Source organism: Geothrix campi (assembly GCF_024609265.1).
In the GTDB taxonomy this organism is placed as follows: Bacteria; Acidobacteriota; Holophagae; order Holophagales; family Holophagaceae; genus Geothrix; species Geothrix campi.
On the sequence record NZ_JANHMP010000003.1, the window covers coordinates 367680 to 392247 of the forward strand.

The 24568-nt window shown below is 67.3% G+C and carries 21 protein-coding genes and 1 other RNA gene; 11 read left to right on the forward strand and 11 right to left on the reverse strand.

Translation table 11 applies throughout. The annotated features are described in order from the left end of the window. Window positions 1-12: 12 nt before the first annotated feature. Window positions 13-2052 carry an ATP-dependent DNA helicase gene (locus NOV65_RS13510; RefSeq protein WP_257306991.1) on the reverse strand — a complete coding sequence of 680 codons (2040 nt, stop codon included), beginning with the start codon at window positions 2050-2052 and terminating at the stop codon, window positions 13-15. A 146-nt stretch (window positions 2053-2198) separates the two neighbouring features. Next, a complete protein-coding gene (locus tag NOV65_RS13515; protein WP_257306992.1) occupies window positions 2199-2657 on the reverse strand; it encodes a 23S rRNA (pseudouridine(1915)-N(3))-methyltransferase RlmH in 459 nt (152 codons plus the stop codon). Window positions 2658-2746: 89 nt separating this feature from the next. Here NOV65_RS13515 and NOV65_RS13520 point away from each other — a divergent pair, with 89 nt between their 5' ends. The 7 genes from NOV65_RS13520 (at window position 2747) to ssrA (ending at window position 7789) form a co-directional block, all read left to right on the forward strand. Then, window positions 2747-3367 (forward strand): hypothetical protein, encoded by a 621-nt coding sequence (locus NOV65_RS13520; RefSeq protein WP_257306993.1) that lies wholly within the window; start codon window positions 2747-2749, stop codon window positions 3365-3367. 98 nt (window positions 3368-3465) lie between these two features. Continuing rightward, on the forward strand, window positions 3466-4713 hold the full coding sequence (locus NOV65_RS13525; protein WP_257306994.1) for a Glu/Leu/Phe/Val family dehydrogenase: 1248 nt from the start codon (window positions 3466-3468) through the stop codon (window positions 4711-4713). A gap of 117 nt (window positions 4714-4830) precedes the next feature. Beyond that, window positions 4831-5886, forward strand: a complete 1056-nt coding sequence (locus NOV65_RS13530) for a hypothetical protein (RefSeq protein ID WP_257306995.1) — start codon at window positions 4831-4833, stop codon at window positions 5884-5886. Window positions 5887-5999: 113 nt separating this feature from the next. Beyond that, window positions 6000-6473, forward strand: a complete 474-nt coding sequence (locus NOV65_RS13535; RefSeq protein WP_257306996.1) for a YcxB family protein — start codon at window positions 6000-6002, stop codon at window positions 6471-6473. Next, window positions 6473-7051, forward strand: a complete 579-nt coding sequence (locus NOV65_RS13540; protein ID WP_257306997.1) for a DNA-3-methyladenine glycosylase — start codon at window positions 6473-6475, stop codon at window positions 7049-7051. Before NOV65_RS13535 ends, NOV65_RS13540 begins: the two co-directional genes overlap by 1 nt. A gap of 30 nt (window positions 7052-7081) precedes the next feature. Beyond that, the gene (locus NOV65_RS13545; RefSeq protein WP_257306998.1) at window positions 7082-7285 is read left to right on the forward strand and encodes a tautomerase family protein; all 204 of its coding nucleotides are present in this window, start codon (window positions 7082-7084) and stop codon (window positions 7283-7285) included. A 113-nt stretch (window positions 7286-7398) separates the two neighbouring features. After that, window positions 7399-7789, forward strand: a transfer-messenger RNA (tmRNA) gene (gene ssrA / locus NOV65_RS13550). 354 nt (window positions 7790-8143) lie between these two features. On the opposite strand, the gene NOV65_RS13555 is transcribed toward ssrA, so the two are convergent. The 4 genes from NOV65_RS13555 to NOV65_RS13570 all read right to left on the reverse strand — a co-directional run bounded on the left by NOV65_RS13555 (window position 8144) and on the right by NOV65_RS13570 (window position 11864). Further along, window positions 8144-9094, reverse strand: coding sequence for an AraC family transcriptional regulator (locus NOV65_RS13555; RefSeq protein WP_257306999.1), 951 nt, complete (start codon window positions 9092-9094; stop codon window positions 8144-8146). Between the two features lie 63 nt (window positions 9095-9157). Next, window positions 9158-9748, reverse strand: coding sequence for an NAD(P)H-dependent oxidoreductase (locus tag NOV65_RS13560; protein WP_257307000.1), 591 nt, complete (start codon window positions 9746-9748; stop codon window positions 9158-9160). Window positions 9749-9783: 35 nt separating this feature from the next. Further along, window positions 9784-10779, reverse strand: a complete 996-nt coding sequence (locus NOV65_RS13565; RefSeq protein WP_257307001.1) for an aldo/keto reductase — start codon at window positions 10777-10779, stop codon at window positions 9784-9786. Between the two features lie 23 nt (window positions 10780-10802). Next, complete coding sequence (locus NOV65_RS13570; RefSeq protein ID WP_257307002.1) at window positions 10803-11864, reverse strand: NAD(P)-dependent alcohol dehydrogenase; 1062 nt, start codon at window positions 11862-11864, stop codon at window positions 10803-10805. Window positions 11865-12332: 468 nt separating this feature from the next. On the opposite strand from NOV65_RS13570, the gene NOV65_RS13575 reads away from it, so the two are divergent. Continuing rightward, window positions 12333-13361 (forward strand): short coiled-coil protein, encoded by a 1029-nt coding sequence (locus tag NOV65_RS13575; protein WP_257307003.1) that lies wholly within the window; start codon window positions 12333-12335, stop codon window positions 13359-13361. A gap of 256 nt (window positions 13362-13617) precedes the next feature. On the opposite strand, the gene dctA is transcribed toward NOV65_RS13575, so the two are convergent. From dctA to NOV65_RS13600, 5 genes are all read right to left on the reverse strand, one after another. Beyond that, window positions 13618-14925, reverse strand: a complete 1308-nt coding sequence (gene dctA, locus NOV65_RS13580) for a C4-dicarboxylate transporter DctA (RefSeq protein WP_257307004.1) — start codon at window positions 14923-14925, stop codon at window positions 13618-13620. A gap of 372 nt (window positions 14926-15297) precedes the next feature. After that, a complete protein-coding gene (locus NOV65_RS13585) occupies window positions 15298-16014 on the reverse strand; it encodes a response regulator (RefSeq protein ID WP_257307005.1) in 717 nt (238 codons plus the stop codon). Continuing rightward, a complete protein-coding gene (gene dcuS / locus NOV65_RS13590; RefSeq protein WP_257307006.1) occupies window positions 16011-17612 on the reverse strand; it encodes a DcuS/MalK family sensor histidine kinase in 1602 nt (533 codons plus the stop codon). Before dcuS ends, NOV65_RS13585 begins: the two co-directional genes overlap by 4 nt. Window positions 17613-17708: 96 nt before the next feature. Next, window positions 17709-18992 (reverse strand): 4Fe-4S dicluster domain-containing protein, encoded by a 1284-nt coding sequence (locus tag NOV65_RS13595; RefSeq protein WP_257307007.1) that lies wholly within the window; start codon window positions 18990-18992, stop codon window positions 17709-17711. A 58-nt stretch (window positions 18993-19050) separates the two neighbouring features. Next, window positions 19051-19686, reverse strand: a complete 636-nt coding sequence (locus tag NOV65_RS13600) for a cysteine hydrolase family protein (RefSeq protein ID WP_257307008.1) — start codon at window positions 19684-19686, stop codon at window positions 19051-19053. A gap of 105 nt (window positions 19687-19791) precedes the next feature. Here NOV65_RS13600 and NOV65_RS13605 point away from each other — a divergent pair, with 105 nt between their 5' ends. The 3 genes from NOV65_RS13605 (at window position 19792) to gdhA (ending at window position 24450) form a co-directional block, all read left to right on the forward strand. After that, window positions 19792-20760 carry a helix-turn-helix domain-containing protein gene (locus tag NOV65_RS13605; protein ID WP_257307009.1) on the forward strand — a complete coding sequence of 323 codons (969 nt, stop codon included), beginning with the start codon at window positions 19792-19794 and terminating at the stop codon, window positions 20758-20760. A gap of 47 nt (window positions 20761-20807) precedes the next feature. Then, window positions 20808-22844 carry a molybdopterin oxidoreductase family protein gene (locus NOV65_RS13610; protein WP_257307010.1) on the forward strand — a complete coding sequence of 679 codons (2037 nt, stop codon included), beginning with the start codon at window positions 20808-20810 and terminating at the stop codon, window positions 22842-22844. Between the two features lie 256 nt (window positions 22845-23100). Next, window positions 23101-24450, forward strand: coding sequence for an NADP-specific glutamate dehydrogenase (gdhA, locus tag NOV65_RS13615; RefSeq protein WP_257307011.1), 1350 nt, complete (start codon window positions 23101-23103; stop codon window positions 24448-24450). The last annotated feature ends 118 nt before the right edge of the window (window positions 24451-24568 follow it).

The following is a 24568-nucleotide window of genomic DNA, read 5'->3' on the forward strand; positions in this document are numbered from 1 at the left end:
GCGGGCCCTTCCTCATAGCTGGCGCAAGAACGCCTCCACCCGCTCCCAGTCCCGGGTCACCGGGAAGGGCGGCAGGGCGGCACGTACCTGGGCGGCGTAGCGCTTGCCGAGGCGATCCTCGCTGGGCAGCATGAGGCGCGGGTCCAGCACGGCCACCACGCCGCGGTCGCCACGGGTGCGGATGAGACGGCCGATGCCCTGCTTGAGCTTGAGAGTCATCTGGGGCACCTGGATGCCGATGAAGCCGAGGCCGTCGCGCTGGGCATCGGCCTCGCGGATGCGGGCCTGGAGCACGGGATCATCCGGCGGGGCGAAGGGCAGCGCGGAGACCACCACCAGGCTCAGCGCATCGCCCGGCAGGTCCACGCCCTGCCAGAAGCTGGCGAGGCCCAACAGGACGGCCGACGGCGTGGCCCGGAAGCGGTCCAGGAGCTGGGTGCGCGACAAGCCGTCGCCCTGGACGAAGAAGGTGAGCTCCGGCAGCGCGTCCTCCAGCCGGGGGCGGAAGGCGGCCAGCATCTTGCGGCTGGTGAAGAGCAGGAGGGCCCGGCCCCGGCTGGCGCGCAGCATGCGTTCCATGGCCGAAAGCGAGGCCTCGACCCAGGCCGGATCGCCGATCCCGCCGCCGCTGCCCGGGCGTCGTTCCGGCAGATCCGGCGGCACGAAGAGCAGGCCCTGCGATTCGAAATCGAAGGGGCTCTCCACGTGCTCGGCGACCTCCACCTCAGGCTTCGTGAAGCCCAGGCGCAGGCCCAGGCCATTGAAGCCGCGGCCATCGCGCAGCGTCGCGCTGGTGAGCACCACGCTCTCGAAGCCCCGCCGCACGTGCTGGTGGAAGAAGGGGCGCACGTCCACCGGGTTCGACTTGAAGTGGACAAGGTGGGCCCCCTCCCGGTTCACGGTGGACACCCAGCCCTCGGGCTGGGCGAAGATCTGCTCCATGCGCGAGAAGGCCGTGCCCACCCGCTCGGCGAGGCGCATCCACAGTGGGTTCTCCGGGTCGGCGGCGCCCAGGCGCCGCGCCTCCAGCCACAGGGGATGCCCCGCCTCCACCCAGGCGCCCACGGCGTCGGCCAGGGCCTTCATCTCCGGGCCCGGCGACAGCAGGGGCAGCACACCGCCCTCCAGGGGCACCCAGGTGAGGATGTCCGCCCAGGCCCGCTCCCAGGGCTCCAGCAGGGCCAGCAGGGCGGCTCCCGAGCCCTTGGCGGCCTCGCGCAGGTCCGTGAAGAGCAGGTTCATGGCGCGGCTGGACCAGGCTTCGGCGCAGCTTTCCGTGAGCTGCTCCTCCAGGTCGTGGGCCTCATCGAGGATGAGCACCGGCGCATCCGGCAGTACCTGGCCGAAGGCGGATTCCCGCAGCACCCGGTCCGCCAGCAGCAGCGCGTGATTCACGATGATGAGATCGGCCTCGGCCACTTCCTGGCGCAGCTTCGTGAGGAAGCAGTCCTCGTAGCGCGGGCACTGGCGGCCCGTGCAGCGCTCGGCCCGGGCGTTGATCTTGTCCCAGAGGGGCGACTCGCCCTCGCCGAAGCGGCCCAGGCCCTCCCGGTCGCCGTCCTGGGTTTCGCGGGTCCAGCGCTGGAGGGCCAGCCAGAGCTGCTGGTCGGCGCGGCTGAATTCCAGGTGGGCATCCGTGGACACCGCCTCCCAGGCCGTGCGGCAGAGGTAGTTGGCGCGGCCCTTGGCCAGCACCGCCTTGATGGGGCGGCCGAGGATGCCGGCGGCCCGGGGGACATCCTCTTCCAGCAGCTGGCGCTGGAGCTGCTTGGTGCGGGTGGCCACCAGAATGGGATGGCGGCCTGCGGCCAGGGCCGGCACCAGATAGCCCAGGCTCTTGCCCGTCCCCGTACCCGCCTCCACGGCCTGGATGACGGCCTCGGGGCGGGCGTCGGGCTCGCCGCCACCGTCCCGCCACCGCTGGAAACGGGCCGAGCCGTCCACCACGGCGTTGTGCACCAGCTCGGCCATGCGCCGCTGGCCGGGGCGGTCCTCGGCGCCGGGAAAGCACGCGAAGATCCGTCCCTCCGGCGGGGCGAAGTAGCGGTCCATGGGATGCGCCATCGGACCAGTGTCGCCCAAAGGCGGAAAAAGGGCGAATGATCCCAGGGTGAATGGGCCGCGGGGATCGATGGCACCCGAGCCCAGGATTCAAGTGGGACCAAGAGGCGGCGCAGCCGCCGGGCGGTCCCCCTTGATTATTTGTGATAATCCTTGCCCCGAAGGATGGTGAACGCCCGGTACAGCTGTTCCAGGAGCATCACCCGGCTCAGTTCGTGGGGGAAGGTCAGGGGCGAGAGGCTGAGCTGCTCTTTCACCTCGGCCTTGAGGGTGGGGTCGAAGCCATGGCTGCTGCCCAGGATGAAGGCCAGGCTCTCCCCCCGGTCCATGCGCTCGCCCAGCCACTTGGCCAGGGCCCCGCTGTCCCGGAGTTTTCCTTCCGGCGTGAGCAGGACCGGGCAGGTCACCGCCTTCAGTTTCGGGCGCAGGCGCTCCGCCTCCTCCTTCAGCTGGCGGGCCGGGTCACCCTTACCCTCGGTCAATTCCGTCACCTCCATACGGGCATAGGGGCGGAGCATGTCCAGGTAGTGACGCTCCAGCCCCCGGCAGGGTTCCAGGCGCAGGCGACCGAAGGCGATGAGGGAGATGGGATACACGATCCCATTGTGATGAATTTCCCTTGGCAGCGCAGCGGGAAGGCTCCACCATCCTTTACATTCAGACCATTCCGTTCCGGAGGTTCCAGATGCGACGTACCCTGATGCTGCCCCTCGCCAGCCTGCTCCTCGTGCCCGCGTTCGTGGGCTGCGGCGGCGACGAGATCCCCACCACGGCGCCGGCCGCCGCGAAGGAGCCCGCCGACATCCTCTACCACCTGCAGTATCTGGCCGTGCGCAAGGACTACAAGCACGCGGCCCTCATCGCCCCCATCACGCCGGACGTGGTGTTCCCGTCGGCCCGCCAGATGCACATGGACGCCAAGGCGCTGGGCATCACCCTCACCCCCGAGGAGCTGAAGGGCCTGGGCGTCGAGCACCTGGCCGCCAAGCTTGACGAGCTGCCGGGCGGCCCCGATCCCGTCAATTTCCCCGACTACACCGTGAAGGATGCCCGCCTGGCCTACAACGCCGGCATCTACCGCCTGACCAAGGGCCTCACCGCCAAGTCCTGGGGCAAGATGCGGCACATGGGCATCACGGACAACGCCGCGGCCCGTCAGTTCGGCTCCCAGACCGTCGTGAAGGACATGGCGATCGGCTTCGACGGCACCAAGATCCTCAACGTCAGCTGCCTCAAGAAGCCCGATGGCACCTATGGCGTCTCCTTCATGCGCTACCTGGTGTCGCTCAAGGGCCTGAAGCAGTAGCCCGACCCAGCCCCGCTCTTCCGCCCCGGGAAGCCCCTGGTTTCCCGGGGCGCGCTATGCTTGGCCCAGCCCAAGGCCAGGTGCAGGCAGGGGGTTCCATGACCGAGCACATGAACCTCTTCGACAACGTGAACCGCCAGTTCGACGAAGCCGCCGACATTCTCGGCCTCTCCCAGGAACTGCGGGAGCTGCTGAAGACGCCCTACCGCGAGATCACCGTCGCCATGCCCATCCGCATGGAGGACGGCACGCTGCGGGTCTTCAAGGGCTATCGCGTGCAGCACAACGGCGTACGTGGCCCCCAGAAGGGCGGCATCCGCTTCCATCCGGATCTGGTCCTGGATGACGTGCGGGCCCTGGCCAGCCTCAACACCTGGAAGACCGCCGTGGTGAACATCCCCTTCGGCGGCGCCAAGGGCGGCATCCAGTGCGATCCCTCGAGAATGTCCCAGCACGAACTGGAAATGCTGACCCGCCGCTACATCTCCAAGATCTCCATGGTGCTGGGCCCCACCCGCGACGTGCCCTCGCCGGATCTGAACACCAATGCCCAGACCATGGCCTGGGTCATGGACGAATATGGCCGCAAGAACGGTTACCAGCCCGCCTGCGTCACGGGCAAGCCCCTCGAACTGGGCGGCAGCCAGGGCCGGGAGGCCGCCACCGGCAGGGGCGTGGCCCTCTGTGCGCGGGAGGCCTGGACGAAGGTGCTCGGCCGAGACCTGAAAGATGCCAGGGTGGTGCTCCAGGGCTTCGGCAACGTGGGCAGCTTCGCCGCGAAATTCCTGGATGAGATGGGCGCCCGGATCGTGGCCGTGGCCGATCTCGGGGGCGCCGTGCGCCGGCCGGAGGGCCTCGATGTCCCCGCCCTCTTCGCCTACGTGCCGCGGAACAAGGGCACCGTGGCGGGCTTCCCGGGGGGCGAAGCCTTCGATCCCGCGGCCGTGTGGGCCCAGGAGGGCAACATCCTCGTCCCCGCCGCCCTCGGTGGCGTCCTGACCCAGGCCACGGCGCCGGAGGTGAAGGCCCGGCTCATCGTGGAAGGCGCCAACGCCCCCACCACACCTGAGGCGGATCGGATCTTCCGCGAGCGCGGCATCACGCTCATCCCCGATATCCTCGCCAACGCCGGTGGCGTCACCGTGTCCTACTTCGAGTGGGTGCAGAACCTCCAGCAGCTGTTCTGGGACGAAGCCGAGATCTTCGAGAAGGAGGAGAAAATCCTGATCCAGGCCTTCCACGAGGTCGAAGAGAAGGTGAAGCTGCATGGCTGCACTTGGCGCACCGGCGCCCTCGTCCTGGCGCTGGAGCGGGTGAGAAGGGCCAACGAGCTGCGTGGCTGGTAGGCCACTCGTCACAAGAAGGCCGTGTCCGGCTTTTGCAGGTGGCTTTTCCTTCTGACGCCTGGGAAAATCGTCTACTGGGCTGGGGGGGCGTCCCAAGACACCGGCCACGGAGGATCCATGTCCAAGAGGAACGTCGTCCATGTGGTCGGCACCGGCACCATCGGCGAGCCGCTGATCGGCTTGCTGACGGAGTACAAGAAGGAACTGGGCATCGACGACGTCACGTTCCACAAGAACAGCGTCAGCGAGCGGCCCAAGGTGAAGGCCCTGCTGCGCCGGGGCGCCAAGCTCGTGGTGGACGCCGACAAGGTGGAGGGCTTCAAGGCCATGGGCGTCGAGCCCGCCATGCTGCACGACCAGGCCCTGAACGAGGCCACCGTGGTCATCGACTGCAGCCCCAAGGGCCTGGACATGAAGGAGAAGCTCTACACGCACTACGAGCACAACACCAAGGGCTTCCTCGCCCAGGGCAGCGAGTTCGGCTTCGGCACCATGTATGCCCGCGGCATCAACGACGACGTTCTGAAGAAGAGCGGCCAGTACGTGCAGGTCGTGAGCTGCAACACTCACAACCTCTCCTGCATCATCGACACTCTGGCCCTGACCGAGGGCGATGACAACCTGATCGAAGGCACCTTCGTCTGCATGCGGCGCGCCAACGACATCAGCCAGGTGAAGGACTTCTGCCCCGCACCCCAGGTGGGCACCCACAAGGAAGGCAAGTTCGGCACCCACCACGCCCGCGACGCCTACCACCTGTTCCAGACCCGCGGCCTGGAGCTGAACCTGTTCAGCAGCGCCATCAAGCTCCCCACCCAGTACATGCACAGCCTCTGGTTCGACCTGCGTCTCAAGCGGCCCACCACACTGGAGAGCCTCAAGACCCGCATCAAGGCCAACGACCGCATCGCCATCACCGAGAAGAAGGACGCCAACACCGTGTTCTCCTTCGGCCGCGACCAGGGCCACTACGGCCGCATCCTCAACCAGACCGTGATCCCCCTCAGCACCCTCGCCATGCCCGACGAGAAGCGGGTGGTGGGCTTCTGCTTCACTCCCCAGGACGGTAACAGCCTGCTCTCCAGCGTGGCCGCCGCCCTGCACTTCATCCACCCCGACGACTTCGAGGAGCGCATCCAGGTGCTCAAGCCTTACTTCTTCGACGAAGTGTAGGGCCTCGACTCGCGATGCGCTTCGAGTAGCGAAAGGGCCCGCTCGCGGGCCCTTTCTCGTGGAATGCTTTCTTTTCCCGGGCCGCTCAGCGGCCCAGGCCCTCAGGGACGACCATGCACATCACCGTGACCTACACCCTCACCGCCGACGAGGCCCTCCGGGGCGCGCGGACCTTCAAGCGCATCTGGTACCAGGTCTCCGTGGGTGCGGGTGTGGGGCTGATGCTGCTGGGCGCCTACAGCCTCGCCACGGGGTCGCAGCGGGTGCCCGGCCTGTTCCTGGTCCTGAACGGTCTGCTCTTCGCGGGGCTGCCGGAGGCGGTCCTTCGCCTGGCCCGGCGCCGGCGCGGGGCCGATGCCTACACCCCTGTGGAGGTGGTCTTCGATGACGAGGGGCTCACCCTGCGCACCGAAGCCAGCGAAGGCGGCCTGCCCTGGTCCGACTTCGAGAAGATCCAGCGCCAGAGCGGCTTCTGGATCTTCCGCACCGGCCCCTCGCGGGCCGTGCTCCTGCCGGAGCGGGCCCTGGAGGCCGCCGCCAGCGCGGAACTGGAGACCTTCCTCCGGGCCCGCAAGCTGCTGCAGTGATGAAGCTCGCCGGGCCCGTACCCCTCGCCGCCCAGGCCCTGCTGGGCATGGTGCTGGTGCGCGGGGAGGTGGCCCTCCGCATCACGGAGGTGGAAGCCTACGACGGCCGGGGGGACAGCGCCAGCCATGCGCGCCACGGCCGCACCGCCCGCAACGCGCCCATGTGGGGACCGCCGGGCCGGGCCTATCTCTACTTCTGCTATGGCGTGCACTGGATGCTGAACGTGGTAACGGGGCCCGAGGGCGAGGCTTCCGCCGTGCTCATCCGCGGCGCCGAGGTCGTGGCAGGGCTCGAGACCGTGCTGCAACGGCGGAAGGCCGCCAAGGTCACGCCCCAGCTCTGCGCGGGTCCTGGCAAGGTGGCCCAGGCCCTGGGCCTGGACCGCACCTTCGACGGCCACGACCTGCTGACCCCTGGCGGCCTGGAGCTGCGCCCGGGAACACCCCCGGCCCGCCTCCTCGCCGGCCCCCGCCTGGGCATCGCCTTCGCCACGGCCGAGGACCAGGCCCGCCCCTGGCGCTTCGCCGACGCGGACAGCCGCGCCGTCCTGCAGCCGAAGGCCCTCGGCCCCCTCTGAATCCGTCTATGCTTCCCCCTGGAGGCCGCCATGCCCTACGTGAACATCCGCATCACCCGCGAAGGCGCCACCGCCGACCAGAAGGCCCGGCTCATCCAGGGCGCCACCCAGCTCCTGGTGGATGTGCTGGGCAAGAATCCCCAGACCACCGTGGTGACCATCGACGAAGTGGACACGGACAACTGGGGCATCGGCGGCGAGACCGTCACCGCGCGGCGGAGGCAGGGGAAGTAGCTCCGCACCTTGTGCATCCAGGAAGCAGCACCCATACTCAGAATCCGCTCGATTCGCGCCCTCGCGGGGGACGAGACGGCGGCGCCGCCCCTCGGGCGGTGACCACCACACACGGGGGTGACCGGTTTCGACAGGTCGTGATCCGGGTGCCTGGTGCAGGCGGGGGTTGGACGGCTGGCCCCCTTATCAAGCCGCCCAAATCAAACTGCCAACGATAACTTCGAACTGGCTCTCGCTGCCTAGGGCAACCTAGGCTCCGAGCGAGTCCTCGGGATCTCTGGGTACCGAGCTCGTTAAACCTCCGAAAGGGTGGCTTCGGCCTGCCGGACGGAGGCACCAGATAGGCCGCCGCGACGCCCCCTGACAGCGGCCGAGATAAGGGGGCACACGTCCCGAGCGGCTCGTCCGTTCCCCGCCGGGAGGTTTCAAGAGCGGACCAAGCCTGTGGAAGAGCCGCCATCCGGCATGTCTTGGACGTGGGTTCGACTCCCACCACCTCCACCAAAGAAAAGCCCCCGCCTGCGGGGGCTTTTCTTTGGTGGAATTGCCGCTGCGGGCAGGTAGGCGCCCGAAGGGCAGGACTTGATGTCCTGCCCGGAGGATCAGCGCCGTGCCCAGCAGCGACACGCCAAGTGCCTCCCATTCGGGGCCCCATTTGGTGGTGGAGATAAAAAGGCGGGACTCGAAATCGCTGAAAGGCTGGCAGGTAGCCGTAGCCGAAGGCAGTCCGGGGGACTGCTGAAGACGTCAAGCGGCGTGCCAGCCTTTCACGCGGCCGGAGCGTCACCCGCAGGGTGATGCAGAGGGGGGCCCACCACCGCTGGAGCTGCCGGGCCGCATCCACGGCGCTTCTTGCGCTTACTCTCCCACTCCTTCCGCCTGCTCTCGCAATCGCGCCACATCCTTGGTGGGTGCATTCCCGAAGTACCGTCCGTACTCCCGGGCGAACTGGGAGGGGCTCTGGTAGCCCACGCGGCGGCCGGCGGTGCCGGCGTCGAGGCGGGTGAGCAGCATGAGCCGCCGCGCCTCCTGGAGGCGGATGGCCTTCTGGTACTGCAGGGGGCTCATGGCGGTGACGGCCTTGAAGTGCTGGTGGAAGGAGGATGGGCTCATGTGCACCAGCGTGGCCAGGCGCTCCACGTCCAGCGGCTGGTCGAAGTGGGTGCGGACCCAAGAGACGGCCTTGGCGACCCGGTGGAGTTGGCTCTCCTCCTGGCCGATCAGGGCCACCCGCGGACCCAGCGGGCTCCGCAGGAGCCGGATGAGGATCTCGTCGAGGACGAGGGGCGCCAGGAGCTCCGCCTCGTCGGGCCGGGAGGCCAGCTCCAGGAGCCGCACTACCGCGTTGATCACCGGCTCGTCCAGCTGGTCGACGCAGATGGCGCGGCCCTCGCCCCGCCGGGGCAGGCCGAGCGGGTAAACCTTGGCCGTCAGGTCGGCGATCTGCGCCGGATCCAGGTCGATCCGAAGGCCGAGGTAGGGCGCGTCCAGACTGGCCTGGGTGACCTGGGCGGACACGGGGACATCCACGGAATAGACCAGCACCCGCGAGGCATCGTACTCGTAGAGCTCCTGCCCCAGCAGTACCCGCTTCGCGCCCTGGGCCACCAGGCAGAGCCCCGGCCGCTGCACGGCGTGATGGAAGTCCTTGTGGGCGCGGGAGGCCCGGGAGACATGTACCCCCGGAAGCCGCAGCTCGAAGGTGCCGTCGAAGGGGGCGTGGGCCAGCAGCAGGTCCGCCAGCCGGGCCAGGTCCGGCGAGCCGGAATCGGGGCTCGTGGCCGGAAAGGAAGTGGGCGTTCGGCTCATGGAAAGGTCCCGAAACAGGGTCTCACGCCTGGGGCGCGGGATGCGGTGGCGCGGCCGGAGCCTTCACAGGCAGTGTCGCTCCAAATGCCGTTGGTAGTTCTCAAGCGCACGCGGGATGTCGGGCGACTTGAAGATGTCGAACACCCCGTAGTCCGGGAGGATGTCGAACCCCATGAACTTGTAGTTCGAGGTGATGTGGAGGAACAGGTCCGCAGTTCCCTTGCCTCCGTACAGCACGCCGTTGGGGTTGCCGAAGGCTTCCCTTGGGGCATTCCAGGTGGCGGAGATCATGAAGGCCCGCCCCTGCATGAGGCCGCCCGTTCCGTACTGCCGGCTCGGATCCTGGCGCGTGCGGCCATCGCCTTCGAGCAGGGCCTTCGTGGCCAGCCCTGCGTTGAAGACCTCATCCACATACTTTTTGTAGATCCATGGAGCTGAGAACCAGTTCACCGGGGTCTGGAGGATGACCAGGTCCGCGGCCACATGCTTGCCCACCTCTTCTTCCGGGTCATAGCCGCGCTCGACCAACGTCTCAGCGACCTGATGTCCGCGCGCCAGGAAGAAGGCCTTCGCCAAGTCCATGAACGCGAGGTTCAGCTTGCCCTCGGACCACCCGGGATAGGCAAGGTGGGCATTGATGATGAGAACGTTCATGGGACTGTCTCCATCCTTTCGTGGTTTCCTGCCGATCAGCGGCCCACCAGCTTCTGCAGGTGCTCTGGGTACCGGGCGCCCTGCAGTTCCACCTGGGAGGCGGCGGTGTCGATGGCCTTCAGGTCTTCGGCGGTGAGGTCGAGGGCGACGCTCCCCAGGTTCTCTTCGAGCCGATGCAGCTTCGTCGTGCCCGGAATGGGGACGATCCAGGGCTTCTGGGCCAGCAGCCAGGCGAGGGCCAGCTGGGCCGGGGTCACACCTTTCGCCGTGGCCAGACCCTTCAGCACCTCCACCAGGGCGAGGTTCGCCTTGCGCGCCTCCTGGGTGAAACGAGGAACGACATTCCGGAAATCCGTGGGATCGAAGGTGGTGGTCTCGTCGATCTTGCCGGTGAGGAAGCCCTTGCCGAGGGGGCTGAAGGGCACGAAGCCGATGCCCAGTTCTTCCAGCGTGGGGATGATCTCAACTTCCGGCTCCCGCCAGAACAGGGAGTACTCGCTCTGGAGGGCGGCCACGGGCTGCACGGCGTGGGCCTTGCGGATGGTGGCCGCGCCGGCTTCGGAGAGGCCGAAGTGCCTGACCTTGCCTTCCCCGATGAGGTCCTTGACCGTGCCGGCCACGTCTTCGATGGGCACCTCGGGGTCCACCCGGTGCTGGTAGAAGAGGTCGATGACCTCCACGCGCAGGCGCTTCAGGGAGGCCTCGGCCACGGCCCGGATGCGCTCGGGCCGGCTGTTCAGGCCGCCCGGGTTCTGGCCCGTGACCTGGTCGATGGCGAAGCCGAACTTGGTGGCGATGGCCACCCGGCCCTTGAAGGGCGCCAGGGCCTCTCCCACCAGCGCTTCGTTCACCCAGGGCCCGTAGACCTCGGCCGTATCGAAGAAGGTGACGCCCTTCTCCACGGCGGCCCGGATGAGGGCGAGGCCTTCCTGTTTCTCGACCGCGGGACCGAGCCCGAAGCTCAGGCCCATGCAGCCCAGGCCGAGGGCAGAAACGTTGAGTCCGTGGGTTCCGAGGGTGCGCGTTTGCATGATGTTCTCCTTGTGGGTCGGGTTCAGTTCTTCGCTTTCAGCGAAGCCATGTCGATGACGAAGCGGTACTTCACGTCGCTCTTCAGCAGGCGCTCGTAGGCGCCGTTGATGTCCTGCATGCGGATCACCTCCACGTCCGACGTGATGCCGTGCTCGCCGCAGAAGTCCAGCAGCTCCTGGGTCTCGGCGATGCCGCCGATGAGGGAGCCCGCCACGGACTTGCGGCCGAGGACCATGGGCACGGTACTGAGCCTGGGCTCCAGCCCGCCCAGGTAGCCCACCAGCACGAGGGTGCCGTTCGTGGCCAGGGTGGGGACGTAGGGATTCAGGTCATGGACGTAGGGCACGGTGTCGACGATGAGGTCGAAGCGGCCCGCGACCGACGCCATCTGGGCGGGGTCCGTCGACAGCACCACGCGGTCCGCGCCCAGGCGCCGGGCATCGGCCTCCTTGCCCTGGGAGCGCGTGAAGAGGGTCACCTCGGCGCCCAGGGCCTTGGCCAGCTTCAGGCCCATGTGGCCCAGGCCCCCGAGGCCCACCACCGCCACCTGGCTGCCCTTCCCGACCTTCCAGTGGCGCAGGGGCGACCAGGTGGTGATGCCCGCACAGAGGAGGGGCGCGGCACCCTGGAGGTCCAGGCTGTCCGGCACCTTCAGCACGAAGCGGTCGGACACCACGATCTGGTCGGAGTAGCCGCCCTGGGTGGGCCGGCCGTCATGGCGGTCCGTGCCGCCGTAGGTGCCGGTGAAACCGTTCTGGCAGTACTGCTCCTCCCCGTGCTCGCAGGGCCTGCAGTGGCGGCAGGAGTCCACCAGGCAGCCCACGCCGACGGCGTCGCCGGCCTTGAAGCGGGTCACGGCGGCGCCCACCGTGCGCACGCGCCCGATGATCTCGTGGCCGGGGACGATGGGGTACGTGGTCCAACCCCAGTCGTTGCGGGCCGTGTGCAGGTCCGAGTGGCAGACGCCGCAGTAGAGGATGTCGATCACCACATCGTCGGGCCGGGGGTCGCGGCGCTCGAAGGGGAAGGGCGCCAGCTCCGAGGTGGGGGATTGGGCGGCGTAGCCGAGAACATTGATGGTCATTGCTTCCTCCGTGCCGGGGTGAAATCAGGTCTCGGCCCGATCCGTGAGTGCTTGTCATTCACGGGAACCGCGACCTGCGTGGCGACAAAAGGAAGTCTAGGGATTGGCGAGTCTTCGAGTTTGCCTATTACTCCAAACTTCTAGCCCGAACCTCCAGGGAGAGGGTCTGCGCCCCATCAGGCACCCCGGAGCTGTCGAAGGGGATTAGCGGCGTGTCAGCATGTCGCGTATCCGGAGCATCGCTCGAAGAATGATGCGGAGAGACTTCCGCCACCGGAACACTGTCGAGCCACTCGTGGGGGTTTCCTTTGGTGGAATTGCCGCTGCGACCAGCAGCGATACGGCATTCGATCTCATTCGAGGTTTACCGTTAATAATGAACTTCAGCCTGTTGCAGACTTCGCGATAACAATGGAACCTTGTCCATCGACATCGGTATATGTTGACTACACGACCCAAGGAGTATCTATGGCCTCTAAAGACCCTGCTGAACTCCAGATGCTCAAGGAAGCCAAGGAAGCCCTAGAAGCCATTCAATCATTCGATGTGAAATCTCTTATTCGAGAGCGGGAGCTGGGCGAGCTGTCCTCTTTCCGTGAGGTCGTGGAGCCTGCAGAGCGTTTGATTAGCCTATTTCGGCAGATCTCACCAGAAACGCTGGAAGACCTTCCGACGAACATCCTCCAAGGTCACATCCGGGACTACGCCATTCAAGTGATGGCCTACTTCAATCAGATCCTGGCCTTCCAGCCAGCTCAAGGCCAAGGGGCACGGGATCAATTGATCTCTCAGATCACCAATTATTATGTACCTACATTCAGTACGCTGTTTCCGCTCATCGCCTATGCCAACACGAGGACCATCGATCTTGGTCGGGTTGAACGCGAGGCCAAGGCTGTTGTTGACCGGGTGACGAAACAGGCAAAAGATATCGAGGTTAGCCTTCAGACGCAGGTAAATCGGGTCACTGAGGTTGTCGAGACAGTCCGGAAAGTGGCGGCCGAACAGGGCGTGACCCAGCAGGCAATATATTTCAAAGACGAGGCGAGTCACCACAGGACTGAAGCTGATAACTGGGGCAAATACACTTTTTGGTGGGCCATCGGCTTGGGTGCCTGGGCCATCACAAGTCTTTTCCTGGCGAGATGGAATTGGCTCAAACCAGAAGACGCATACCAGCACGTCCAATTAATCGTCAGCAAGGCTCTCGTCTTTGCGGTGATCTCCTTCATGCTCTACCTATCCGCGAAGAACTACCTAGCGCACCGACATAACGAAGTGGTCAACCGCCATCGCCAGAATGCCCTGCTTACCTTCGAAGCTTTCGTGAAGGCATCTGGAGACCCCGAGGCAGGGAAGGTAATCCTCGGACAGGCGGCAGCTTGTGTCTTTGCACCTCAGTCCACCGGCTATTCCCAGGAGGGCGGGATCGATGCAGCCAAGGCCTCCTCAGTAGTCGAGGTACTTGCAAGGCCAATCACAGGTGGCAAAGGCTGATACTCATAATTCGTAATGTGAGCCTTGGCAAGGGCCGAAGTCGCAAGACTCGACTCCTTGCGGCCTTTGGTGCCGTGAGGCCGGATATAAACCTGTCATCCATACAAAGACCGGGCCGGTCAGGAAGAGATCAAGTGGTCCGGCCAATAGCCCGACTTGGCAGATTCATCCGGGCGAAACCTGGTCCTCAAGGTTAGACATTACTTCTACAAAAAAACGGGGGCTTTCGCCCCCGCTTTCCGTTCGTGCTCAGGCCCTATTCCATCTCGTTCGCCAGGACCGGCACTTCGACCACGGGAGCCATGTCCTTCGACTTGCCCAGGACGGCGTGGAACTTGTCCCAGTCCAGTTCCTTCTCCCAGCTGGCCATCACGACGGCGGCGATGCAGTTGCCGATGTGGTTGGTGATGGCGCGGGCCTCGGACATGAACTTGTCGATGCCCAGGATGAGGGCCATGCCAGCCACGGGGATGGTGGGCACCACGGCCAGGGTGGCGGCCAGGGTGATGAAGCCGGAGCCGGTGACACCGGCGGCGCCCTTGCTGGTGATCATCGCCACCACCAGAATGCCGAGCTGCTGGCCCAGGGTGAGCTCGATGCCCAGGGCCTGCGCGATGAAGAGCGAAGCCAGGGTCATGTAGATGTTGGTGCCATCGAGGTTGAAGGAGTAGCCCGTGGGGATCACGAGACCGACCACGGATTTGGACAGGCCGAGCTTCTCCATCTTCTCCATGAGGGGGATCAGCGCGGACTCGGAGGAACTGGTGGCCATGACCAGCAGGAGCTCATCCTTGATGTAGCCCACCACCTTGAAGATGTTGAAGCCCGCCAGCCGCGCGATGATCCCCAGCACCACGAAGACGAACACGGCGCAGGTCGCGTAGAAGAGGAAGATGAGCTGCGCCATGGGCACCAGCGACTTCAGACCGAACTTGCCGATGGTGTAGGCGATGGCCGCGCCGGCGCCCAGGGGGGCGAGGTAGAGGATCTGGCGCATGACGCCGAAGAACATCTTGCTGAGGTTCTCCAGGAGGCCGATGAGGGGCGCCTTGTGCTTCTCGTTCAGGGCAGCCACCGCGAAGCCGAGCAGCACGGAGATGAGCAGCACCTGGAGGATGTCGCCGTCCGTGAAGGCGCTGAACATGGTCTTGGGGATCATCTTCAGCAGGTGATCCGTGATGGTCAGGTGCTGGGCCTGGGTGACGTAGTTGGCCACGAGCTTGGGATCAAGCTTCGAGGGGTCGGCGTGGAAGCTCCGCCCGGGCCCGAACACGTTGGCCATGACGAGGCCGACCACCAGCGCCAGGGTGCTGACGATCTCGAAGTAGAGGATGGCCTTTCCGCCCACGCGGCCGGCCTTCTTGATGCTGCCGGAACCCGCGATCCCCAGCACCACGCTGCAGAGGATCACCGGCGGGATGAGCATCTTGATGAGGGCGATGAAGCCGTCGGCCAGGGGCTGCATCTTCACGGCCACGCCGGGATAGAAGTGCCCCAGCAGCGCGCCGAGAACGATCATGAGCGCGACCCAGTTGTACAGTTTTGATGCGGCTCGCTTCAACATGCGATTGGTCCTTTCAGAAAAGCCAGCCATGCGCAGTGGACGGCCCTGGAAGAGCCGGATGTGAACAAGGTGGGAAAGATGCCTAGGGAGGTGCGTACCGAGGAGCGACCCCGCTGACGAGCAGGCATCCTGCTCACGCGACCTACGGGTGGTTTTCCTGATTCTGGGTCGCCCGGCCAAAAGCCGGTCGTTATGGAAGTTGATTCCAGGAATTGGAACTTTTGTAAGCGGAATCAGTGCGGAGCTGGAATCTCCGGAGAATCACAAGCGAAGCCCAGCTCCGCTGGGCTGAGCGCGGGGGTCCGGGGGTGTGCGCGCAGCGCGCCCCTAGATCCCGGCCACGCATGCGTGGCCGGGAGGACCCCCGGAGGATCATAAAAAGCGCTTCGCCTCGCGCAGGTAGGCTTTCTGGAGCAGGAAGCGGTGGACCGGCCGGCCACCCGTGCCGTAGCCGGGCTCCATCCGCAGCACCTTGAGGGTGCAGAGGAACTCGAAGTATTTGCGGACAGAGACGCGCGAGATGCCCACCTGCTGGCCGACCTCCTCGCTGGTGAACCAGGGCGTTGTCTCCGGCCACGCGGAGATGGCCTGCAGCACCTTGTCCAGGGTGTTCCGATCGAGGCCCTTGGGCAGCCCTTCCGCCTTCCGGCCTTCGGGGGTCCGGCGAGCCAGGCGCCTGTCGAGCTCTGCCTGGTCGAGCGTCTGACCGTCCCGGATCATGCGGCGGGTCTCCCCGTAGCGATCCAAGGCCTGCTTCAGCCGCTCGAACTCGAAGGGCTTGATGAGGTAGTCCACGGCGCCGAGCTTCAGGGCCCGGTCGATGGTCACCGCGTCCCGCGCGGCGGTCACGAAGATCACGTCCACATCCAGGGCCCGCCTCCGGATCCCCTCCATGAGCTCGATGCCGCTCTGGCCAGGCATGAAGATGTCCAGCAGCAGCAGGTCCACGGTGTGGCTCTGGAGCAGCTCCAGGGCCTCGGAGGCGCTCCGCGCGGAGGCCACCGTCTCGAAGCCCGGCACGCGGCTCAGGTACATCCGGTTGAGCTCGGCCACCATGGGATCGTCTTCGACCAGCAGCACCCGGATCATGGCTCCTCCCCGGGGAACAGAGTGAACGAAGCCGTGAAGACGGCGCCACCACCCTCGCGGTTTTTCGCGACCAGGCGCCCTCCCCGGGTCTCGATGGCCCGGGCTGCCTGCCAGAGGCCGAAGCCACGGTTCTCGCCCTTCGTGGAGAAGCCCAGCGTGAAGGTCTGGGTGAGGAGCTCCGCGGGCAGTCCCGGGCCGCTGTCCGCGACGGACAAGTGCAGCAGGGGGCCCTCGGGGCGGAGGGACACCTGGATCTCCCGGTGGGCACCTTCCCCGATGGCCTCGACCGCGTTTTCCAGCAGGTTGCCGAGCACCGTGACGAGATCGTGGGAGGCCGCGTCATCAGGACAGGGGAGCAGCGAAGCGTCCTGATCCAGTTCCATGAGGATGTTCTGTTCCCGCGCCGACGCGAACCGGGCGAGCAGGAATCCCGCGATCACAGGGTCCTTGATCCGCTGCACCACGAAGCCCACTTCGTCATCGAGCCGGCCGACCACCCCGGTGATGTAGGTCTTGAGGCGCTCGTACTCCTCCAGCCGCACCAGCCCGAGGATCACGTGGAGCTTGTTCATGAACTCGTGGGCCTGGGCCCGGAGCGCGTTGGCGTAGAGGCGGACCCCCGTGAGCTGCTCCGCCAGCCGGTTCATCTCGGTGATGTCGCGGAAGGTGGCCAGGGCCCCGGTGATGCGGCCATCCACCAGCACGGGCACCCGGTTTGTCAGGATCTTCAGGCCCAGGATGTCGCCTTCCTGGTCGTACTCCGCCTGGCCCGTCTCCATCACCGTGCCGAGGCGGGAGCTGGGCAGCACCTCCTCCACCGGGTGGCCCACCAGCTCGCCATGGCTCCCCGCCAGCGCGAACAACCGCAGGGCCTCCTCGTTGACGATGGTGACCACCAGCTCCCGGTTCACGCCGATGATGCCCTCCCGCACCGAATGCAGCATGGCGTTGCGCTGCTGGAGCACGGTGGAGATCTCCTGGGGCTCCATGCCCATCAGGATCCGCTTGATGCGGCCCGCCAGATACATGGCGCCCAGAATCCCCGCCGCGAAGCCGATGACCCCCCCGAATACGATGCGTTTCTGCACGCTCACCACGGCCCGGTCCACCCCCGACTGGAGCAGGCCCACGGCCACGGCCCCCACCTGCCGATCCCCCTGCCGGACCGGGGTGAAGGCGCGCAGGGAGACCCCCAGCGTCCCCTGGGCCACGGAGAGGTAGGAGCGCCCGCGGTACACGTCCGCATCATCCCCGCCGGCGAACCGGGCGCCGATCAGGGCGGGGTTGGGATGGGAGAGCCGGAGGCCGTTCATGTCCATCACCACGACATAATCCACGCCCGCCCCGGTCCGGATCTGTTCCGCGAGCTCCTGGATCTGCCCCTGGGAGCGCCGGCCCGTCAGCCCTTCGCGCACCACCTCCGACTCGGCCATGATGCGGGAGAGCAGCGTCACCTTGTCGCCCAGGGCCTCCCGGGCCTGTTGCTCCATCTTCCAATCCACCAGGGTGCCGGTCACGAGCAGGGCCAGGCCCAGGATCAGACAGACCAGGAGGGTGATCCTGGTCCTGAGCTGAAGAACGGGGCGGGTCCGGGGCATGGTAAGGACCATCCTAGGGCGGAAGGCCATGGAAAGGCGAAGGCCGCCGAACACCAACGAACTGCCGGGGCCTGGGTAACCTCTTCCGGGGGTCGCTCAGACCCCCGCCATCAGCCGGTCGAGGTAGCGCGACTTCAGCTGCCTGGAGGCGAGGGCCTGCTTGAGGGGCGGGAGTTTGAGCACCGCGCCGAGGATGGCGGCAACCGCGCGATGGCCGTGGCCGGACTGCCCGTCCACCAGCAGCTCCGCCAGCTGGCCCCGCTCGAGGGCCATCATCACCGTGCGGTGAGCGGTATTGGCAGGAGTGAGGACGCGTGCCCGGCGTGACTTCAGCCGAAGCGCCTCCTTCGTGCAGGCCCGGACGCACACGCCACAGCCCAGGCAGCGCTCCTCGTCCAGCTGGGCACGCTTCGCCGCCGCATGGTGGGGGTCGTGGGCCGAGACGAGCCCGAGGGCCTCCACGGGACAGGCGTTGACGCATTTGCCGCATCCGTTGCAGTGGTCGGTGGCCAGCTCAGGCAGGAAGTTGGTGGTGTGGACGGGCTTCATGAAGGAGAACCGCCGCGCAGCAATCATCGCCTCGCAGCAGCAGCCGCAGCAGTTGCAGATAAAGCTCACCTGCTCGCGGACGTTCTCCCCGAACTGCACCAGGCCCCGCTCCCGGGCCTGCTGCAGGAGGTCAAGGCATTCCGCAGCCTCCACCCGCCGCGCTGCGTGATGACGGGTGAGGGAATCCGCACAGGTGCCGAAGGTCATGCAGATGTCCATGGGCGCGTCGCAGGCCTTCCCGAGGTGGGCCATCTTGTGTCGGCAATAGCAGGTGCCGATGCCGATGGCCTTGGCCGAGCGCACCACCTCACTGGCCCGCTCGTGGTCCAGGACCACCAGGCTGTCCTCCCGGGGAAGCGCCGTCTCGTCCACGAAGACGCGGCCCAGCTGGGTCTCGCCATGGGCGAACAAGGCCCGGACGAAGTCCTCCTCCACGTTCAGGTACTGATGGAACAGCTCGGCCAGGGCCTTCTGGTCCACATCGCCCCGCACCCGCATCATCGAGAACTCGAAGAAGCCGGCCATGGGCGGCGGCAGCACGTAGCGCGTCTCGCCCTCGCATGTGAAGTCCAACAGCATGGCCCGCTCCGCGAGCGCGTCCAACGCCTCCCGGGCTCGGGCCTCCGGAAGCTTCCAGATGGCCGCGGCCCGGCGGGCGGTGAACGGCCGAATGGGGACCTGCGCCAGCAGGCCGGCCTCCTCCTCGTTCACCAGGAGCCTGAGGATCTGGAAGAGCCGCTCCGACGGCGGCGCGCCCTGGGGGAAGCGGTTCAGACGCGCCACCAGGCGCTCGTAGGTGCCGTGGCCGGAGGGAAGGAGGGCGTGGGCCATGGGAACGTTCCGGCGCCAGGATACCCCCCTTCACCCCGGGCGCACCTTCACTTCGGGGTCACTTCGGGCGGTGGCTCCGGGCCCGCTGGTTGGAGTCGTAGATGGTGCCGCGGGCCGGTGCCGGCGCTTCCCCCCGGATGGCCGCCACCCAGGCGCGGGTGTCCGTGACAGCCGCGAACCGGGACTGGAGGACAACGCAGAAGGTCCGGTGGATCGCCTCGGCGCTGACCCGTCCCGCGGCGTTCTCGTAGGGCACCGAACCTGCGGCGTCCGACAGGAACTCCACCGCCAGCCCGGCGTGCATGGCGTGCTTGATGGTGGAATCCACGCAGTTGTGGGTCATGTAGCCCACGACGGCGAGGGTGTCGATGTCCCGGGTTCCCAGCCACTCGGCGAGATCGGTTCCCGTGAAGGCGCTGGGAAGGGATTTCTCCAGGTAGTGGTCGTGCGGGCGTGAGCGGACCACTTCGTGGAGCTCCCAGGCGGGGCTGCCCTTCGCGAAGAGGGGCGCCCCGGCGGGCGCGTGGTTCTGGACGACGATCACCGGAATGCCCGCCTCCCGAGCGGCGTCCATGGCGGCGCCGATGTTCGCCAGGGACTCGGCGATGGGCGGGAACTCGATGGGAAGGTTGCCGGTGACGTACTCCTCCTGGACATCGATGACGATGAGTGCGCGGTGGGGGGAGGCGGGCATGGGCTGCTCCTTGAAGGGGCCGGCAGGGCCGGGCTGCGTTCATGCTGTGCCCTGCATCGGGACCAGAAAAGTGGCCTAAATGACAATGTTCGATAAGATCAGGCCATGGCCTCTCCCCCGCTGGATCCCTTCACCCTGGCCGTGGTGGCGTTCGATCGGATCAGTCCGTTCCACCTCTCGGTGCCCTGCCTGGTCTTCGAGCATCGGCCGGACCTCGGCGTCCCGCCCTACCGCCTCCGAATCTGCGGGGTGGAGGCGGGGCCCCTCCGCACCTCGGCCGGCTTTACCCTCCGGGCCCCCCATGGCCTCCAGGGCCTGGACGGTGCGGGCACGATCATCGTCCCCAGCTGGCGGGATCCCCAGGAGCGCCCGCCCGAAGCCCTCCTCGCCGCCCTCCGGAGGGCCCATGCCCGTGGTGCGCGGGTGGTGGGCCTCTGCCTCGGCGCCTTCGTCCTGGCCGAGGCGGGCCTTCTGGATGGGCGCCAGGCCACCACCCACTGGAACTGGGCCGAAAGCTTCGCCCGGCAATTCCCACGGGTCCGACTGAACCCAGGCGTGCTCTACGTTGACGAGGGGGATTTGGTGACCTCGGCGGGCACGGCTGCGGGCCTTGATTGCTGCCTCCACCTCCTCCGGTCCCAGTGCGGGGCCGAGGTCGCCAATGCGGTGGCTCGGCGGATGGTCGTGCAGCCCCACCGTCACGGAGACCAGTCGCAGTTCATCGAGCAGCCCGTCGCGTCCGCCCCGGACCGGGACCCCTTCACCGAGGCCCTGGCCTGGGCGGAGGGGCACCTGGACCACCCGCTCACCGTGGACGCCCTCGCGGCGCGCGCCCGCATGAGCCGGCGCACCTTCACCCGGCACTTCCGGCGGAAGACCGGCACCACCGTCTGGGCCTGGCTGCTCCAGCGGCGCCTCACCTTCGCGCAGAGGCTCCTCGAGACCACCGGGCACCCGGTGGAACACGTGGCCGCCCTGGCCGGCTTCGGCTCGGCGGTCTCCCTCCGCCTGCACTTCCGCCAGATCCTGAAGACCTCGCCCACGGCCTACCGCCGGGCCTTCCAGGGCGACTAGGAAGGAACCGCGCCTGCGGCCATGATGGAACCCCTCGGAGGTGTCCCATGCCCCGCACCCACCATCGTTCCGTCTGCCCCTACGATTGCCCCGACGCCTGCGGCCTCGTGATCGAGGTGGAAGACGGCCGCGCCGTGGCGGTGGCGGGCGACCCGGAGCATCCCTTCACCCGGGGGAACCTCTGCCCGAAGATGAACCGCTACCAGGACACGGTGCACCATCCGGAGCGGCTGACGACGCCCCTGCGCCACACCGGCGCGAAGGGCGAGGGCGCGTTCGCGCCCATCTCCTGGGACGAGGCCATCGGGGAGATCGCCGAGCGGTGGCGGCGGATCATCGCCGCTCACGGCGCCGAGGCCATCCTGCCCTACTCCTACGCGGGCACCATGGGCCTCGTCCAGCGCAATGCCGGGCATGCCTTCTTCCATCGGCTGGGGGCCTCGAAGCTGGACCGCACCATCTGCTCGCCGGCCAAGAGCGAGGGCTGGGCCCTGGTCATGGGCGGCACGCCCGCGCCGCACCCGGACGCCTGCGCCGCCAGCGACCTCATCCTGCTCTGGGGCATCAACGCCGCGGCCACCACCGTCCACGCCCTCCACGCCGTGCGGGAGGCCAAGCGGAAGGGCGCCCAGGTCTGGCTCATCGACACCTACGCCCACGCCACGGCGCCCCTCTGCGACCGCGTGGTGCTGGTGCGCCCGGGCACGGACGGGGCCCTGGCCCTGGGGATCCTCCACCTGCTGGACCGCCTGGGTCTCTGTGACGAGGCCTTCCTCGCAGCCCATGTCCAGGGTGCGGCGGAGCTTCGGGAACGCATCCTGCCGGACTATCCACCGGAGCGGGTGGAGGCGATCACCGGCGTGCCCGCGGCCACGGTCCACGAGCTGGCGGAGGCCTACGGCCGCGCCCGCGATCCGCACCTGCGCCCGGGGAACGGGATCTCCCGCTACGGCAACGGCGCCATGACCCTGCGCACGCTGGCCTGCCTTCCGGCCTTCGTGGGGGCCTACGCCAAGCCCGGCGGCGGCGGTTTCGCCTCCACCAACACCGGGGGCGCCTTCCCCATGCATCTCCTCGAGCGCGAGGATCTGCTGCCCCGCCCTGTCCGAACCCTCAACATGAACCAGCTGGGCCGCGCCTTGAACGAGGTGCAGGACCCGCCGGTGGCCTCACTCTATGTCTACCACTCGAACCCCGCGGTGGTGGCGCCGGACCAGAACGCCGTGCTGCGGGGCCTGGCCCGGGAGGACCTCTTCACGGTCGTGCACGAGCGGTTCATGACGGACACGGCCCGGTTCGCCGATCTCGTCCTGCCCGCTACCACCTCCCTGGAGCACAGCGACCTCTACCGCGCCTTCGGGCACTACGCCATCCAGGGGGCGCGACCCGTGGTGCCGCCGGTGGGGGAGAGCCGCTCGAACCTCGAGGTGTTCCAGGCCCTGGCGCGGGCCATGGGGTTCACGGAGGAAGTGTTCTCGCAGTCCGCCGACGACCTCATCGATGCCCTCCTGGCCGAGCCCCATCCGTGGCGGGCGGGCCTGGACGAGGCCCGGCTCGCCCAGGGCTTCGCGGTGGAGCTGGACCCGGGCCGCGGCACGGGTCTCCGCTTCCACACCCCCAGCGGCAAGGTGGAGGTCCTCAACCTCCGCGATCCGGAGCCCCTGCCCCGTTTCCTGCCGCCCCATAGCGCGAATGATCCGCACTCCCTTCAACTGGTGACGGCCCCGGCGGTCCAGGGCCTCAACAGCACCTTCCACGAGCGGGAGGACCTGCGGCGGCGCATGGGCCGGATGACCCTCCGGGTGAACCCTGCCGAGGCCGCGGCCCGGGGCCTGGCGGACGGCGGTCCGGTGACCGCGTTCAACGGCCTGGGCGAGGTGGCCTTCACCCTGGAGGTGACGGACAAGGTGCCCGCCGGGGTTGCGGTGGCCGAGGGGGTGTGGTGGCGCCGCCACGCTCCCGGTGACCGCACCGTGAACGCCCTGACCTCCCAGCGCCTCACGGATCGCGGTGGCGGCAGCACCTTCTACGACAACCGGGTGGAGGTGCGGGCCGGCTGGCCGGTCCCAGCCCCCGCGCCCTGAAGCGTGCGCTCTTGACATATCGTCAAGAGAACGCCGTGGGCACCCATCAAATGGCCCGCTTTTAGTGCTCCCCATCACCTCTTGATACCTGCCCCTCGCCCGGCCCGGCTCCTGAGGCTAGAGTCATGTCGTCCTGTTTTCGGCCCTTGAACCACGCCGCGGCAGCCTCGGGACGGGCGCAACGGCCACCACCTCAAGACCCCATCCGATCGGAGCTCCGGCTTCGCCTTCACACCCCCTTCCTCCCGGAGGAACCATGAGCCAGTACGTCAATGAAGTCCTAGAGGGCCTCAAGAAGAAGGCCCCCTGGGAAAGCCTGTTCATCCAGGCCGCGACCGAGATCCTCCACTCCCTGGCACCCGTCCTCGAGAAGGAGCCCAAGTACAAGAAGAACGCCATCCTCGAGCGCATCGTGGAGCCCGAGCGCGCCATCGGCTTCCGCGTGCCCTGGGTGGACGACAAGGGCCAGATCCGCGTCAATCCAGGCTGGCGCGTGCAGTTCAGCAGTGCCATCGGCCCCTACAAGGGCGGCATCCGCTTCCACCCCAACGTCACCCTCGACACCCTGAAGTTCCTGGGCTTCGAGCAGATCTTCAAGAACAGCCTCACCGGCCTGCCCATGGGCGGCGGCAAGGGCGGTTCCAACTTCGACCCCAACGGCAAGTCCGACGCCGAAGTGATGCGCTTCTGCCAGTCCTTCATGATGGAACTGTTCCGCCACATCGGCGCCGACACAGACGTGCCGGCCGGTGACATCGGCGTGGGCGGCCGCGAGGTCGGCTACATGTTCGGCATGTACAAGAAGCTGGCCAACGAGTTCACGGGCGTGCTCACGGGCAAGGGCCAGTACTGGGGCGGCAGCCTCGTGCGCCCCGAGGCCACGGGCTACGGCGTGGTCTACTTCGCGGAAGAAGCCCTGAAGACCAAGGGTGACAGCATGCAAGGCAAGAAGGTGGCCGTGTCCGGCTTCGGCAACGTGGCCTGGGGCGCCGTCACCAAGGCCACCCAGCTGGGCGCCAAGGTCGTCACCATCTCCGGCCCCGACGGCTACATCTATGACGCGGACGGCATCAGCGGCGAGAAGATCGAGTACATGACCGAGATGCTGCGCATCGACCGCATGTCCGTGGCCCCCTACGCGCAGAAGTTCAAGACCGCCCAGTTCCACGCGGGCAAGCGCCCCTGGGAGCAGAAGGTCGATGTGGCCCTGCCCTGCGCCATCCAGAACGAGCTGAACCTCGACGAGGCCAAGAGCCTGCTGGCCAACGGCTGCAAGGCCGTGATCGAGGGCGCCAACATGCCCAGCACCCTGGATGCCGTGGAGTTCTTCCAGGCCAACACCGGCAAGATCATCTTCTCCCCCGGCAAGGCCTCCAACGCCGGCGGCGTGGCCACCTCGGGCCTGGAGATGAGCCAGAACTCCATGCGCCTGGGCTGGACCGCCGAGGAAGTGGATGCCCGCCTGCACCAGATCATGATCAACATCCACAAGTCCTGCGCCGATGCCGCCGCCCGCTTCGGCACCCCCGGCAACTACGTGAACGGCGCCAACATCGCCGGCTTCATCAAGGTGGCCGACTCCATGATCGACCAGGGGCTTGTGTAGTCGTTTCCGCTTTTCACCAAGGCAAAAAGGGGGGCCGCGTGCGGCCCCCCTTTTTATGCCCAGACCAGTAAACTGCGGTGGAGACGAGGCCCCTAAGAGCTCCTAACAAAATCCCACG